Source organism: Pseudomonas sp. BP11-1-1 (assembly GCF_052112105.1).
In the GTDB taxonomy this organism is placed as follows: Bacteria; Pseudomonadota; Gammaproteobacteria; order Pseudomonadales; family Pseudomonadaceae; genus Aquipseudomonas; species Aquipseudomonas alvandae.
In genome coordinates this window covers 78,516-92,241 of record NZ_JAUTYU010000001.1, presented here as the reverse complement: position 1 = coordinate 92,241, position 13,726 = coordinate 78,516, and the positions used below count along the sequence as shown (strand labels likewise).

Below are 13,726 nucleotides of genomic sequence, written 5' to 3'. Positions count from 1 at the left end.
GGACGCAATTATCGGCAGACAGGCTTTTGTGGCGAGGGAGCTTGCTCCCGCTGGGCTGCGCAGCAGCCCCCCGACCACTTGAATGCTGTCTACCTGATACACCGCGGCGGTTGGTTTGGGGTCGCTTCGCCCGAAGCGTCGGACCGTCCCAGCGGGAGCAAGCTCCCTCGCCACCATGAAGTTGTGCTGAGCATAATTGTCAGCCCAGACAACCCCTTCGGTAATTGCCCCACCGCCAACCCCTGCCTAGTCTTGGATGCACATTCAAAGCGGAGATCTTCCATGCAGGGGCCACTGGCATCGCTCAAGGTTCTGGATTTCTCGGCCCTGCTGCCAGGGCCGTTCGCCTCGCTGTTGCTGGCGGACATGGGCGCCGAGGTGCTGCGCATCGAATCGCCGGACCGTCCGGACCTGCTGCGGATCCTGCCGCCCCACGACCAGGGCGTCTCGGCCAGCCATGCCTACCTCAATCGCAACAAGCGCAGCCTGGCGCTGGACCTCAAGCAGCCGGCGGCGCTGGAGATCATCAAACGGCTATTGGCCGACCATGACATCCTGTTGGAGCAATTCCGCCCCGGCGTGATGGAACGGTTGGGGCTGGGGTATGAAGTCTTGAAAGCGATCAATCCGCGGTTGATCTACGTGTCGATTACCGGCTACGGCCAGACGGGGCCCTACAAGGCCCGCGCCGGCCATGACATCAACTACCTGGCCCTGGCGGGTTTGGCCAGCCATACCGGCCGTGCCGACAGCGGCCCGTTGCCGCTGGGGATCCAGGCGGCAGACATCGCTGGCGGTTCGCTGCATGGGGTGATCGGGCTGTTGGCGGCGGTGATCGCCCGTCAGCAGAGCGGGCAGGGCCAGCACTTGGACGTGAGCATGACCGATTGCGTTTTCAGCCTGAATGCCTTGGCCGGCGCCGGTTACCTGGCTTGTGGCGTGGAGCCGGCGCGGGAAAATCACGTGCTGAACGGCGGCAGTTTTTATGACTACTACCGCACCCGCGATGGCCGGTGGATGTCGGTGGGGAGCCTGGAACCGGCTTTCCTGCAGGCATTGTGCGAAGTGTTGGGGCGACCGGAGCTGGCAGCGCAGGGATTGTCGTCCGAGCCTGGGCAACAACACCTGCTGAAACGGGAGCTGCAGAGCGAATTCGAAAAATACGATTTCACTGAGCTCCAGGCGATGTTCGCCAAGGTCGATGCCTGCGTCGAGCCGGTGCTGGGGCTGGACGAGGCGCTTGAGCATCCTCAGTTGAAAGCTCGGGACCTGGTCACCCAAGTGCCCCGTGGTGATGGCTCGCGACAGCCGCAGATCGCCTGTCCGTTGAAGTTTTCCGAAGGGCTGCCCGAGCCGCGGCATATCGGCGCGAGGCTGGGGGAGCATACGGACCAGGTATTGGGGGCGTTGGGGTTCAGTGCGGAGCGGATCAATCAATTGCGCAGTGACAGGGTGGTTGTGTAGCGACCGTCAGGGCCCTATCGCGAGCAAGCTCGCTCCCACAGGGATTAATGTCGTTCACGGATCCAGTGTGGGAGCGAGCTTGCTCGCGATGAGGCCAGTCCAAACACTACAAAAAGCACTATTCGACCCGCGTCTCCCCACTGAACACCAAAGTATTGCGACAACTGCGGCATAAATACCGCCGCCCCTGACGCACCAGGCGATGGCGCTGGGCCGTGAACGGGAAATCGCTGCCGTCGCACGGGCATTTATAAATGTAGCGGGTCGCGGTGCGGCGTTTGATCTCGTAGGTGTGGCAACGGTTGGGTGGCAGTTCGTAGACTCCACGCATGATCAGTTGCCATTCCTCGCCATGGGCCTGGATACGGTCGCCAAATAACTGATGGGCAATCAGGTGCGCCACCTCGTGGGCCACCGTCTGCTTGAGGAAGTCTTCGGCGTTTTCCTGGTACAACTGCGGGTTGAAGCGCAGCAGGTTTTCATGCAAATGCGCGACGCCGGCTTTCTGGCCGCGCAACTTGAGGCTGACCACCGGGCGTTTGAAAGGACGTTTGAAAAAGGATTCGGCTTGTTGGTAACACTCTTCGACGCGGGTATTGAGTTGCTCGAGCATGCTTTACGGGTCTCCAGAAAGGCGAGTATGCCGCAAGCGCTGGCCGTTGCGAATCGCCCAGGTGCCCAATGGTCGTCCCGGCAGATCCAGAGACAGAGGAAGGCCGCCTTGCGGCGGCCTGTGGTGGCAGATCGTTTTTTGTTGGAGAGCCTCAATCCTTCAATTGGTATAGACCGGACCAACGCCCAGCCCCCAGACAATCACCGTGAACGCCATGATAGCCACCAGCACCACCAGGCCGACGGCAAGCACCGAGCTGGAAAACAGGAAGCCTTCGTCCTGGGGAATGTTCATGAACGTCGGCAGGCCCACGTACAACAGGTAGACCGTGTAGCAGATCGCCGCAGTGCCGACGATCATCCCCAGCCACATGTGTGGATAGAGCGCCGCCAGGCCACCAATGAACAATGGAGTCGCGGTATAGGTGGCAAACGCGACACACCGGGCCAGGCTCGGACTGGCGTCATAGGTGCGGGCCATCCAGTGAATGAACGCACCCATCACCGCCACGCCGCCCAACATGGCCAGGTAGGACATGATGGTCATCCACAGCGCGCTCTCCTGGGTGAGCATGACCGGTGGGCGATTGCCGATGACCCATCCCACCTGCGTGGTACCGATGAACGCCGACACCGCCGGGATGGCCGCCAGGATCAGCGTGTGGGTGAGGTACATGTGGCTGATGCTTTCTTCCTGATCGCCACGGATTTCTTTCCATTCTTGATCAGGGTGGGTAAAGAGCCCCACGACATGATGGATCATAGTCAGTCACTCCTTTGTTATTGCCATCGCCCCCCAACGGAGCGCCTACGGGCCAAGTGGCCGGGTAAGTTAAGGTCTGTAAGTGTGTGCGACCTTATGCCGCAGTATAGAAAGGAGTGGCGGCGAGGGGGATGGGGGGCTTAGAGCAAATCGCGCTGTAGCCGGGAGCGCTAATCGCCGTTAGGTCTGTGCGCGAGGTTTCTGGCGCGCCGGATTTTACTGTGGCGAGGGGATTTATCCCCGCTGGGCTGCGCAGCGGCCCCAATTATTCCCATACCACCGCGCAGTGTCAGGCTAAACGCAGGGGGTGCTGCGCAACCCGACGGGGATAAATCCCCTCGCCACAAAAGTGCCTGTCATCAGCCTTCGCCGACGGCGGATTTTTTGCGTAAAATGCCGGCCTTTCGTCACACCTCACGGATTTCGCGTCATGGGCACTCTTACGGTCAACCAGAACAAACTGCAAAAGCGCCTGCGCCGCCTGGCCGGTGAGGCGGTCGCCGACTACAACATGATCGAGGACGGCGACAAGGTCATGGTCTGCCTGTCCGGCGGCAAGGACAGCTACACCTTGCTCGACGTGCTGATGCATCTGCAGAAGGTTGCACCGATCAAGTTCGACATCGTCGCGGTGAACATGGACCAGAAGCAGCCCGGGTTCCCCGAGCATGTGCTGCCGGCCTACCTCGAGTCGTTGGGCGTTGAGTACCACATCGTCGAGAAAGACACCTATTCGGTGGTCAAGGAACTGATTCCCGAGGGCAAGACCACCTGCTCGCTGTGCTCACGCCTGCGCCGCGGGACGCTCTATACCTTCGCCGACGAGATTGGCGCGACCAAGATGGCCCTGGGTCATCACCGCGACGATATCGTCGAGACGTTCTTCCTGAACATGTTCTACAACGGCTCGCTCAAGGCCATGCCACCCAAGCTGCGTGCCGACGACGGGCGCAACGTGGTGATTCGCCCGTTGGCCTATTGCAACGAGAAGGACATCCAGGCCTATTCGGATTTCAAGCAGTTCCCGATCATCCCCTGCAACCTGTGCGGCTCCCAGGAAAACCTGCAGCGCCAAGTGGTCAAGGAGATGCTCCAGGAATGGGAACGCAAGACTCCGGGGCGTACCGAGAGCATTTTTCGCGGCTTGCAGAACGTCATTCCGTCGCAACTGGCGGATCGCAACCTGTTCGATTTTACCAACCTGCGCATCGATGAAAACGCCACGCCGCGGTTCGTCAATGTGGTGAATCTCTGACGATTGCAGCGACATTTTCTTGCGGCGCTTGCGAGCGCCGTTTTCGTTTCCGACCCCAGGAGAGGGCATGCGCGATTACAAGTGGCTGCACGAGTATTGTCTGAACCGCTTCGGTTCGGCGGCTGAACTGGAAGCCCGTCTGCCGGTGCCCAAGACCCCGGCGCAACTGCGCAAGATCAGCGACGACCGCTACCTCTCGACCCTGGCGCTGCGGGTCTTTCGCGCCGGGCTCAAGCACAGCCTGGTGGACGCCAAGTGGCCGGCGTTCGAAGAGGTGTTCTTCAAGTTCGACCCGGAGAAAGTCGTGCTGATGGGTGCCGAACACCTGGAGCGATTGATGCAGGATACGCGGATCATCCGCCACCTGGGCAAGCTCAAGAGTGTGCCGCGCAACGCGCAGATGATATTGGACGTGGCCCATGAAAAGGGCAGCTTTGGCGCGCTGGTCGCCGACTGGCCGGTGACTGACATCGTCGGCCTGTGGACCTACCTGAAAAAGCACGGCCATCAACTGGGCGGCCAGTCGGCACCGCGTTTCCTGCGAATGATGGACAAGGACACCTTTTCGACCAGTTATGACGTCGTGGCGGCGCTCAATGCCCAGGACATCATCGACAAAGTCCCCACCAGCCAGCGGGACCTGGCGACGGTGCAGAATGCTTTCAACCAGTGGCATGAAGAGAGCGGTGGGCGGCCGATGTCGCAGATTTCGATGATGCTGGCTTACACAGTGAATCATTGAGACCGCGTAGCGCCCATCGCGAGCAAGCTCGCTCCCACAGGGGATTTTCAGCGTTCAAAAACCCAGTGTGGGAGCGAGCTTGCTCGCGATAGCGGTGTATCAGGCGACGGAGGGTTCGCCTTCGCCCGCCAACCTTCGATTCAACTGAAACCGCCAGCGCACATACAGCAACGCCGAGCAGAACACCGCCACGCTCGCCGCCATTTCCAGCACGCCGAACCACTGCCGGTTCGGGTCGTACGCGGCCAATGCGCCCTTGATGAAATACAGGTTCACCACGAAACACATCCAGGAATGCCCGCGGGCGCTGCCGATGAGCATGCCCGGCGCGAGGATCAACAGCGGCACCAGCTCGATCAGCAGGATCACCCAAGGGCGCGCGCCGTGCAGGTCGGCGATCAGCAAGTAATACGCACTGAGCAACCCCACCAAACCGAAAAAGCACAGCAGGCTGAGGGCGCGGGCGATGCGTACGCGCGGTTCCAGCCAGTGGACCGGTGGGAGGATCTTGGGCTTCTTAGCCACGGCCGTTCTCCAGCAATAGAGCGGTTTTCGCCAGGCGCAGGCCCAAGGCTCGGCACAGCTCGACTTCATGCGCGTTCAAGCCGCTTTTACCGTCGGCGCCGGCGTGATGGCTCGGGCCGTAGGGCGTACCGCCACCCTGGGTATCGATCAGGGCCGATTCGCTGTAGGGCAGGCCGGTGATCAGCATGCCGTGGTGCAGCAGGGGCAGCATCATCGACAACAGCGTGGTTTCCTGGCCGCCATGCAGGCTGGCGGTGGAGGTGAACACGCCGGCTGGCTTGCCCACGAGGGCGCCGGTCAGCCAGAGGTTGCTGGTGCCGTCGAGGAAATATTTGAGCGGCGCGGCCATGTTGCCGAAACGGGTCGGGCTGCCCAGGGCCAGGCCGGCGCAGTTCTTCAGGTCATCGAGCGTGGCGTAGAGCGGGCCCTGTTCCGGGATATCCGGCGACACCGCTTCGCATTCCGTGGAAATCGCCGGCACCGTGCGCAACCTGGCTTCCAGCCCGGCCTGCTCGACGCCCCGGGCGATTTGCCGGGACATTTCGTTGGTGGAGCCGCTGCGGCTGTAATACAGGACCAGGATGTACGGCGTGGTCACGGCAGGATCTCCAGGATCTTTTCCGGCGGACGGCCGATAATGGCTTTTTCCCCGGCTTCGAGGATCGGCCGTTCCATGAGTTTCGGGTGGGCGACGATGGCGGCGATCAGATCGTCCTCGGCCAGGTTTTCGTCGGCCAGGTTCAGGGTCTTGTACTCGTCCTCGCCCGTGCGCAGCAACTGCCGCGCGCCGATGCCGAGCTTGCCCAGCAGGCGCTTGAGCTGCGCGGCGTCCAGCGGGGTTTCCAGATAGCGGACGACGGTGGGCGCCAGGCCGCGGGCTTCCAACAGTTCCAGCGCACCGCGGGATTTCGAGCAGCGCGGGTTGTGATAAAGCGTCAGATCAGTCATGAGCGGGTCGCATCTTGCGTAAGGTGGCGGCTATTCTACTGTGCAGCGAGGCGCCTAGCACCTGATGGGCGGCCAGCGTTCACATTTCAGGCAAGGATTGGCACATGACGAGGCGATTGGCGGCGGCACTGACATTCATCGGCATTTTATTGCTCGCCGGCTGTGGAAACGATTACGGCGTGGATCAGAACGGCCAGCCGATTGCGTCGCAACGGTTGGACAAACAATGGGTGGTGCTCAATTACTGGGCCGAGTGGTGCGCGCCATGCCGCACTGAAATTCCGGAATTCAATGCCTTGGCAGAACAGCTCAAGGGACGGAACGTGGGCGTGTTCGGCGTCAACTTCGATCAGGTGCAGGGCGAGGAGCTCAAGAGTGCCAGCGACAAGATGGGCATTCATTTCACCGTGCTGGCTCGGGACCCGGCCGAGATCTTCGACCTTCCACGCAGCGAGGGATTGCCGGTGACCTACATCATCGATAACCAGGGCAAGGTGCGCGAGCAGTTGCTCGGGGAGCAGACGGCGGCGGCGGTGATGGCGAAGCTGGAGGCGTTGCAGGCACTGAAATAATGGGGCTTTTGTGGCGAGGGAGCTTGCTCCCGCTGGGCCGCGAAGCGGCCCCCTTGGATCTGCCACTGCGGTGTGTCAGGTAGAAAGCAGGGGCCTGCTACGCCCGACGCGTCGGACCGGTCCAGCGGGAGCAAGCTCCCTCGCCACAGAGTTAACCCGAACAGCTGTTCTCAGCCTTCTTCCAACCACCAACGCAGCGGCTTGTCTTGGGCGGGCCAGAAACGCATCTGTTCGATGGGCGAAACGTCCCAGCGCTCTACCTTCTCCAGCGCCTGCAGGAAACGCGTCTCCTGCTCCATCACTGCCGGGGCGCAGAGTTTGCGGGTACTGCCAACCTTGCCGAAGCTCAACCGATGGCCTTCCAGGGTATACGGCGCAAACCAATGGTTGCAGCCGGCATTGCCATAGGCCCGGCCATCATCGCCCAGGGTGATGGTCAGGTGGCTGTAATCCATCAATGGTCGCTCACCAATCCATTCAAGGATGTAGCTGCGGTTTTGTTGCAGTTGCACCGGCTCGCCGGCACAACCCAGCAGGCCGGCGCCGATCAGCGCGGCCAGGACCAGGCGTTTCATCAAGCGGCTTCCTGGCATTGAGGGCACAGGTGTTTTTCGCCGACCGTCGTCCAGCCCAACTCGGCGATGCGTGCGGTGGCGGCTGGCTTCTGGGCCTTGGTGCCAAGCTTGGCATCGATGGCGAATTCGAAGCTCAGCTCCTTGGCGCAGCGGTCGCAATTGACCTGCCAGGTGTGGATCGCCAGTTCGCCGAACACCGGGCCGGTGGTCATGGCGGTCCATTGGCCCATCGGCTTGAGCAGATGGCGAACGGTGTCCACGGTCAGTCGCATGGACAAATCCTTGCTGCCCTTGAGGGTGACGAGCAATACATCGTTGGCCTGGATCGAACCGCCGTTGCCGGTGACCTGATAACGACCCGGCGCCAGCGCGCGGACCTCGGTCAAGGTGTGCTGTGGGTTCATCAGGGTGTAGCGGAAATCGTGTTCGGCCATGGGTCCTCCAAATAGGCGCGACATGCTAGCACGGGGCATGGCTTGGAATGATCCAGATGGAAGGCATGCCGACGAAACTCCATGCATCCCCTGTGGAGCGAGCCTGCTCGCGAAAGCGGTGTATCAGTCAGCAATGATGTCAGATGACCCATCTAATTCGCGAGCAGGCTCGCTCCCACAGGGGGGCTAGTTGGCTATCAGGTTCTGCGGCGCGCCGGCGGCCCAGGCCGCGATATTGTCCAAGGTAGTGGTGGCGATCGCCGCCAAGGCTTCCCGAGTCAGGAATGCCTGGTGGGCGGTCACGACGACATTGGGAAAGGTCAGCAGTCGTGCGAGAACGTCGTCCTGCAATGGCAGGCCGGAGCGGTCCTCGAAGAAGAGTTGGGCTTCTTCCTCATAGACATCGAGTCCCAGATACCCCAACTGGCCGCTTTTCAACGCTTCGATCAGTGCCGGTGTGTCCACCAGGCCGCCGCGACCGGTGTTGATCAGCATCGCGCCGCGTTGCATGGTTTCCAGGGAACGGGCGTTGATCAGGTGTCGGCTCTGTTCGTTGAGCGGGCAATGCAGGCTGATGATCTGCGCTTGCGCCAGCAGATCGGCTAGCGGCACATAACGGGCGCCCAGGGCTTCGACCTGGGGATTGGGATAAGGGTCGTACGCCAGCAACTGGCAGCCGAAGCCGGCCATGATCCGGGCGAAGGTCGCGCCGATCTGGCCGGTACCGATCACGCCCACCGTCTTGCCCACCAGGTCGAAGCCGGTCAGCCCGTTGAGGCTGAAGTTGCCATCCCGGGTGCGGTTGCAGGCCCGGTGCAGGCATCGGTTGAGCATCATGATCAACGCCACCGCATGTTCGGCCACGGCATGGGGCGAATAGGCCGGCACCCGGACGATGCTCAATCCCAGGCGTTTGGCGGCGAGCAGGTCGACATGGTTGTAGCCGGCCGAACGCAAGGCGATCAGCCGCGTGCCGCCTTCAGCCAGTCGTTCGAGCACCGGGGCGCTGAGATCGTCATTGATGAAGGCGCACACCACCTCGTGCCGTTCGGCCAGGGCCACGGTGTCGAGGTTCAGGCGTGCAGGTTGAAACTGCAGTTCCAGGTTGGCAGGTACGGGCGCGTTGCTGAAACTGTCACGGTCGTAGGTCTGGCTGCTGAAAAGAATGGCGCGCATGACGGCTTCCTGGCAAAAAGAAAAGCCTGTAGGAACTGCGTAGGAGCTCCTACAGTCCGGGGGCGGAGCGGGGATTTTCAGTGATTCCGATTTCCAGGGTATTGCCCTGGATCAGGCACTGATACGCGCCTCGCTGGCCAGGCGATCGATGGCGCGCTCCAAGTCCTCAAGGGCCGCCGCCGCTTTGGGATCCTGCTGCTTGAGCAGGGTTTCGCTGCGCTGGCAGGCCGCGCGCAATTGCGGTACGCCGCAATAACGCGTGGCACCGTGCAGGCGGTGGACCCGTTCGATCAGGGCGTTGTGATCGTTGGCTTCGCTGGCCTGGCGAATGGCTTCGCGGTCGGCTTCCAGGGAGGCCAGCAGCATTGCCAGCATGTCCGCTGCCAGATCGGCCTTGCCCGCGGCCAGGCGCAAGCCTTCTTCGTGATCGAGCACCAGCAGCTCTCCGCTGCCATGGCCGTCCCAGCCTCGGTCCGGCACTTGGTTGCGCAAGGCCAGGCCGGTCCATTTGAGCACGACCTGGGCCAGTTGCCGCTCGCTGATGGGCTTGGTCAGGTAGTCATCCATGCCGCTTTGCAGTAAGGCGCGTTTCTCGTTGGCCATGGCGTGGGCGGTGAGGGCGACGATCGGCAGCGGCGAGCAGTGGCGCTCGCTTTCCCACTGGCGAATCGTCTCGGTGCTCTGGCGACCGTCCATGCCGGGCATCTGCACGTCCATCAAGACCAGGTCGAAGGTTTCCTTCTGCACGGCCTTGACCGCTGCGTAACCACTTTCAACCGCAAGCACCCTGGCGCCCATGTCCTCGAGCAAGGTCTGCACCAGCAGCAGGTTGGCCGGGTTGTCGTCCACGCACAGCACTTTGGGGGCACGGCTGGGCGCCGGTTCGTTGGGTTCGTTGCGCAATGGGCGCGGATTGACCAGGTCGGACAGCGAGCGGCGCAACTTGCGGGTGCAGGCGGGCTTGGCCTGGAGCTGGCTGTGGGGGTTGGGAACAGAGAGGTGATACAGCGTCTGCTCGGTGGTCGGGCAAAGCACGAGGACTTTGCAGCCCAGGTGTTCCAGGTCCCAGATGTGCTGGTTGAGGCGTTCCGGCGGCATGTCGTTGCTGGTAATGCCGAGCACGGCCAGGTCGATGGCCTGGTCGGTCTGGTGGGCGACGGTGACACCGTTGGTCAGGTTTTCCAGCGAATTGAACGGCGTGACCTGCAGGCCGCAATCTTCCAGCTGGTGCTGCAAGGCCTGGCGGGCCAGCTCATGATTTTCCAGGACGGCGACGCGTCGACCCAGCAGCGGTGGGCCGGGCAAGTCCTCGGCGTCGTCCCGGGTCCTGGGCAGGCGCAGGCTGATCCAGAACTCCGAACCTTCGCCGGGCGTACTGTCCACGCCGATCTCGCCGCCCATCTGTTCCACCAGCCGCTTGGAAATCACCAGGCCCAGCCCGGTGCCGCCAGGTTGCCGGGACAGCGAGTTATCGGCCTGGCTGAAGGCCTGGAACAGCGCCCGGACGTCCTGGGCGGAGAGACCGATGCCCGTGTCCTGGATGCTGATGCGCAATTGCACGCTGTCTTCATGCTCGTCTTCGAGCATGGCGCGGGCGACGATGGTGCCTTCGCGGGTGAACTTGATCGCGTTGCTCACCAGGTTGGTGAGGATCTGCTTGAGGCGCAGCGGGTCGCCCACCAGCGACAAAGGCGTGTCGCGGTAGACCAGGCTCACCAATTCCAGCTGCTTGGCATGGGCGGCGGGGGCGAGGATGGTCAGGGTATCCTGCAACAGGTCCCGCAGATTGAACGGGATGTTGTCGAGTACCAGCTTGCCGGCTTCGATCTTCGAAAAATCGAGGATCTCGTTGATGATCCCGAGCAGGCTGTCGGCGGATTTTTCGATGGTGCCCAGGTAGTCGAGCTGGCGCGGAGTCAGTTCGCTTTTCTGCAATAAATGGGTGAAACCCAGGATGCCGTTCAGCGGCGTGCGGATTTCATGGCTCATGTTTGCCAGGAATTCGGATTTGATCCGGCTCGCCTCCAGGGCTTCCTTGCGCGCCAGGTCCAGCTCGATGTTCTGGATCTCGATGGTTTCCAGGTTCTGGCGCACGTCTTCAGTGGCCTGGTCAATGCTGTGCTGCAATTCTTCCTGGGCATTCTGCAACGTGCCGGCCATGCGATTGATGCCCGACGCCAACTCATCCAGTTCCTGGCTGCCCAGCGGCGGCAGGCGGGTTTCCAGGTGGCCATCCTTGAGCTGCGCCACGGCCTGCTTGATCTGGCTCAGCGGGCGATTGATGGTGCGACCCATGCGCAAGGCCAGCAGCCCGGTGCATCCCAGGCCGGCGGCGATCAGCAACAGGCTGGCGAACAGGCTGCGATAACCGCGCAGCAACATGCCACTGTGGGACAACTCCAGCTCGACCCAGCCCAGCAGGCGGTCGGCTTCCTCGGGAATCAGTTCACCCGCCAAGTTGCGGTGCTTGCCGAACACCGGCAGCAAGTAACGCGTCGCGTCGTTACCGGTGCGCTGCAGCAACTGTGTACTGTTGCCGTCGGGCGCGCGGTTGAGCATGGTCGGGCCGGCATGGGCCAGGGGCGAGCGGTCGGGGGCGAGGAAGGTCACGGCGCGTACGTCCGCTTGTTCGAGAGACTGGGTGGCGATGCGCTCCAGCAGATCGGTGTCGTGCTGGCTCATCGCCGGCGCAACCAGCGGGGCCAGCTGTTCGGCGATCATCTCGCCCCGTTGCAGCAACTGGGCGTGCAGGTCCGACTGCTGCATCCAGGTGAAATAGCCGCCCAGAACCAGCGCCATCAGGCTGGTCGGCAACAGGGTCAGCAACAGGACGCGGCCTTTGATTCCCAGTTTCTTGAGCACACTTGTCTCCTGCATCCAGCGGTCTGATTGAGCTTTGCGCGCATCCGGCACGCAATACCTGCGCAGTGTAGCGATTTGCGGGCGGGGGATCTTTGTAAAATTCGTGTCAACCGTACATCGGTTCGGCGCGGACCTTGCCACTGCGCGATGGGTACGCCAGCCAATGTAGCGGACGTGACGCAGGTCGATCAGTTGTTGCATGCACGGAAACAAACGCCTGCGGCGATGCCGGTTACGCCGGTGTGGATAAGCGTCCTGAGCGTCAGGATCGTAAGATGATCGAATGCCGCCTGGCACAGCAGTAATAAACAGCATGGAAAGAGTTGATCGGTCGCCTGAGACGCAAGATCGAACACGCCAAGGCGCAAGTCAGGGCCAAGGTTGAACACCCATTTCGCGTGATTAAGCGTCAGTTTGGCAGTACGAAGTACGTTTTCGGGGGGCTGGCGAACAACATCGCTCAGCAGACGGGGCCCGCGTCCGTTACCGGCGGAACGATGCCCCGAAGAAGTCCAGAGTGCTGATCACTGGAAGTTTAGCTCGGTACAAACCGCAGACGTGGCACGAAGTGTACGCAGCCCCAAAAGCACAATCACCACCATGGACAGGCCCGCGACAATCGCGACACCGAACCCTGCTTGCGCGCCATAGACGTCGATGACCAGCCCTGCCAATACGCCACCGAGCGCTACGCCGATGCTGATGCCTGTCGTCATCCACGTAAGTCCTTCGGTGATCCTGGACGGTGGAACAATGGTTGTACCGAGATTCATGACGACGACCATCGTTGGCGCAAATGACATACCTGCCACAAACAGCATCCCCGAAAGGATGTAGACGTCCGGTGAAAGGATGGGCAACACGGCAGTGACTGCCGTTATCAGTACCCCGATAAAGAACTGCTTTTCAATCGGCAAGGAAATCCTTAAGGCGCCGAACGTCAGACCCGCGATCATTGAACCGAGCGCATAGGCTGCCAGGATGAAACTGGCAGACGCCGGCCAGCCTTGTACGTTGGCGAAGGCCACAACCGCCACGTCGATTGATCCGCCAATCACACCCATTGCCAAGAGCGCTAGCACGATGGTACGAACGCCGGGGATAAGCAGGGTCGAGCGTGCGCTCCTTCTGATGCCCACGATCACCTTCGGTTCTGTCTGCCGCTGCATAAGAAAAGCCGTCACGCCGACAACCAGCAGCAAAACGGCTACAAGAGGCCCGGCTTCCGCGAAAAAGCTGACGCTCAAACCAATGGCAAGTGGTGGGCCGATGATAAAGGCGAGTTCAGTTAGAACCGTGTCCAAGGAGAACGCCGTGTGCAACTCTGGCTTGCCACGAAAAAGCTGCGTCCAGCGTGCTCTTATCATGGCGGGCATGCTCGGCATCGTGCCCGCCAATGCCGCAAGAATAAACAGCAGTGTGGCCGGAGCTCTCATGTAGACGGCAATGATCAGCGCGAGCAACATAACAATGCTGAAGGCTGTCACAGAGGGTAGAATCCGACGCTGGCCCCGCTGATCAACAAGTTTCGATACTTGCGGACCGATAAACGCATTCGCCAAGGTAAAAGTACCGGCGACCGAGCCCGCCAGCCAATAAAGGCCTGTCTGCTGCACCAGCATGGTGATGATGCCAATGCCGATCATTGCCTGTGGTAGCCGGGCGATGGAACTCGCGATCACTAACCCCATGACGCCCGGGGTAGTGAAAAGTTCGCGGTAGGGATTTGCCATAATTCCTCCTTTTTTATAATTTGACGCTCACGAATAACTAATAAAGCGGTATATCGGCGCCTGAA

14 protein-coding genes and 1 pseudogene are annotated in these 13,726 nt (G+C 61.4%); 5 read left to right on the top strand and 10 right to left on the bottom strand.

Annotation, left to right across the window (positions count from 1 at the left end; genetic code table 11):
• Positions 1-282 precede the first annotated feature (282 nt).
• Positions 283-1,464 carry a CaiB/BaiF CoA transferase family protein gene (locus Q7C33_RS00410; protein WP_407682665.1) on the top strand — a complete coding sequence of 394 codons (1,182 nt, stop codon included), beginning with the start codon at positions 283-285 and terminating at the stop codon, positions 1,462-1,464.
• A gap of 118 nt (positions 1,465-1,582) precedes the next feature.
• Here Q7C33_RS00410 and Q7C33_RS00405 read toward each other — a convergent pair whose 3' ends face one another.
• The gene (locus Q7C33_RS00405; protein WP_030142420.1) at positions 1,583-2,077 is read right to left on the bottom strand and encodes a SprT family zinc-dependent metalloprotease; all 495 of its coding nucleotides are present in this window, start codon (positions 2,075-2,077) and stop codon (positions 1,583-1,585) included.
• Between the two features lie 159 nt (positions 2,078-2,236).
• Positions 2,237-2,839 carry a Yip1 family protein gene (locus tag Q7C33_RS00400; protein WP_030142419.1) on the bottom strand — a complete coding sequence of 201 codons (603 nt, stop codon included), beginning with the start codon at positions 2,837-2,839 and terminating at the stop codon, positions 2,237-2,239.
• A gap of 430 nt (positions 2,840-3,269) precedes the next feature.
• Here Q7C33_RS00400 and ttcA point away from each other — a divergent pair, with 430 nt between their 5' ends.
• Both ttcA and Q7C33_RS00390 read left to right on the top strand, forming a co-directional pair.
• A complete protein-coding gene (ttcA, locus tag Q7C33_RS00395) occupies positions 3,270-4,094 on the top strand; it encodes a tRNA 2-thiocytidine(32) synthetase TtcA (protein ID WP_030142418.1) in 825 nt (274 codons plus the stop codon).
• A 67-nt stretch (positions 4,095-4,161) separates the two neighbouring features.
• A complete protein-coding gene (locus Q7C33_RS00390) occupies positions 4,162-4,836 on the top strand; it encodes a DNA-3-methyladenine glycosylase I (protein ID WP_407682664.1) in 675 nt (224 codons plus the stop codon).
• Between the two features lie 99 nt (positions 4,837-4,935).
• Here Q7C33_RS00390 and Q7C33_RS00385 read toward each other — a convergent pair whose 3' ends face one another.
• The 3 genes from Q7C33_RS00385 to arsC are packed head-to-tail and all read right to left on the bottom strand — an operon-like array spanning position 4,936 to position 6,309.
• A complete protein-coding gene (locus Q7C33_RS00385; RefSeq protein ID WP_217861422.1) occupies positions 4,936-5,361 on the bottom strand; it encodes a DUF2069 domain-containing protein in 426 nt (141 codons plus the stop codon).
• Positions 5,354-5,959, bottom strand: a complete 606-nt coding sequence (wrbA, locus tag Q7C33_RS00380) for an NAD(P)H:quinone oxidoreductase (RefSeq protein WP_407682663.1) — start codon at positions 5,957-5,959, stop codon at positions 5,354-5,356. The genes Q7C33_RS00385 and wrbA overlap by 8 nt, the downstream gene beginning before the upstream one ends.
• Entirely contained in the window at positions 5,956-6,309 is a 354-nt protein-coding gene (gene arsC, locus Q7C33_RS00375; RefSeq protein WP_198798077.1) for an arsenate reductase (glutaredoxin), read from the bottom strand. Before arsC ends, wrbA begins: the two co-directional genes overlap by 4 nt.
• Positions 6,310-6,413: 104 nt before the next feature.
• On the opposite strand from arsC, the gene Q7C33_RS00370 reads away from it, so the two are divergent.
• Positions 6,414-6,881, top strand: a complete 468-nt coding sequence (locus tag Q7C33_RS00370; protein ID WP_407682662.1) for a TlpA disulfide reductase family protein — start codon at positions 6,414-6,416, stop codon at positions 6,879-6,881.
• A 170-nt stretch (positions 6,882-7,051) separates the two neighbouring features.
• On the opposite strand, the gene Q7C33_RS00365 is transcribed toward Q7C33_RS00370, so the two are convergent.
• The 4 genes from Q7C33_RS00365 to Q7C33_RS00350 form a co-directional block, all read right to left on the bottom strand.
• The gene (locus Q7C33_RS00365; protein WP_407682661.1) at positions 7,052-7,456 is read right to left on the bottom strand and encodes an META domain-containing protein; all 405 of its coding nucleotides are present in this window, start codon (positions 7,454-7,456) and stop codon (positions 7,052-7,054) included.
• Positions 7,456-7,890 carry a hypothetical protein gene (locus Q7C33_RS00360; RefSeq protein ID WP_407682660.1) on the bottom strand — a complete coding sequence of 145 codons (435 nt, stop codon included), beginning with the start codon at positions 7,888-7,890 and terminating at the stop codon, positions 7,456-7,458. Before Q7C33_RS00360 ends, Q7C33_RS00365 begins: the two co-directional genes overlap by 1 nt.
• Positions 7,891-8,076: 186 nt before the next feature.
• Complete coding sequence (locus tag Q7C33_RS00355) at positions 8,077-9,066, bottom strand: 2-hydroxyacid dehydrogenase (protein ID WP_407682659.1); 990 nt, start codon at positions 9,064-9,066, stop codon at positions 8,077-8,079.
• 111 nt (positions 9,067-9,177) lie between these two features.
• Positions 9,178-11,928 (bottom strand): response regulator, encoded by a 2,751-nt coding sequence (locus Q7C33_RS00350; protein ID WP_198798073.1) that lies wholly within the window; start codon positions 11,926-11,928, stop codon positions 9,178-9,180.
• Between the two features lie 129 nt (positions 11,929-12,057).
• Here Q7C33_RS00350 and Q7C33_RS00345 point away from each other — a divergent pair.
• A pseudogene (locus tag Q7C33_RS00345) lies at positions 12,058-12,452 on the top strand (transposase); the annotation flags it as partial.
• On the opposite strand, the gene Q7C33_RS00340 reads toward Q7C33_RS00345, so the two are convergent.
• On the bottom strand, positions 12,453-13,661 hold the full coding sequence (locus Q7C33_RS00340) for an MFS transporter (protein WP_407682658.1): 1,209 nt from the start codon (positions 13,659-13,661) through the stop codon (positions 12,453-12,455).
• Between the last annotated feature and the right edge of the window lie 65 nt (positions 13,662-13,726).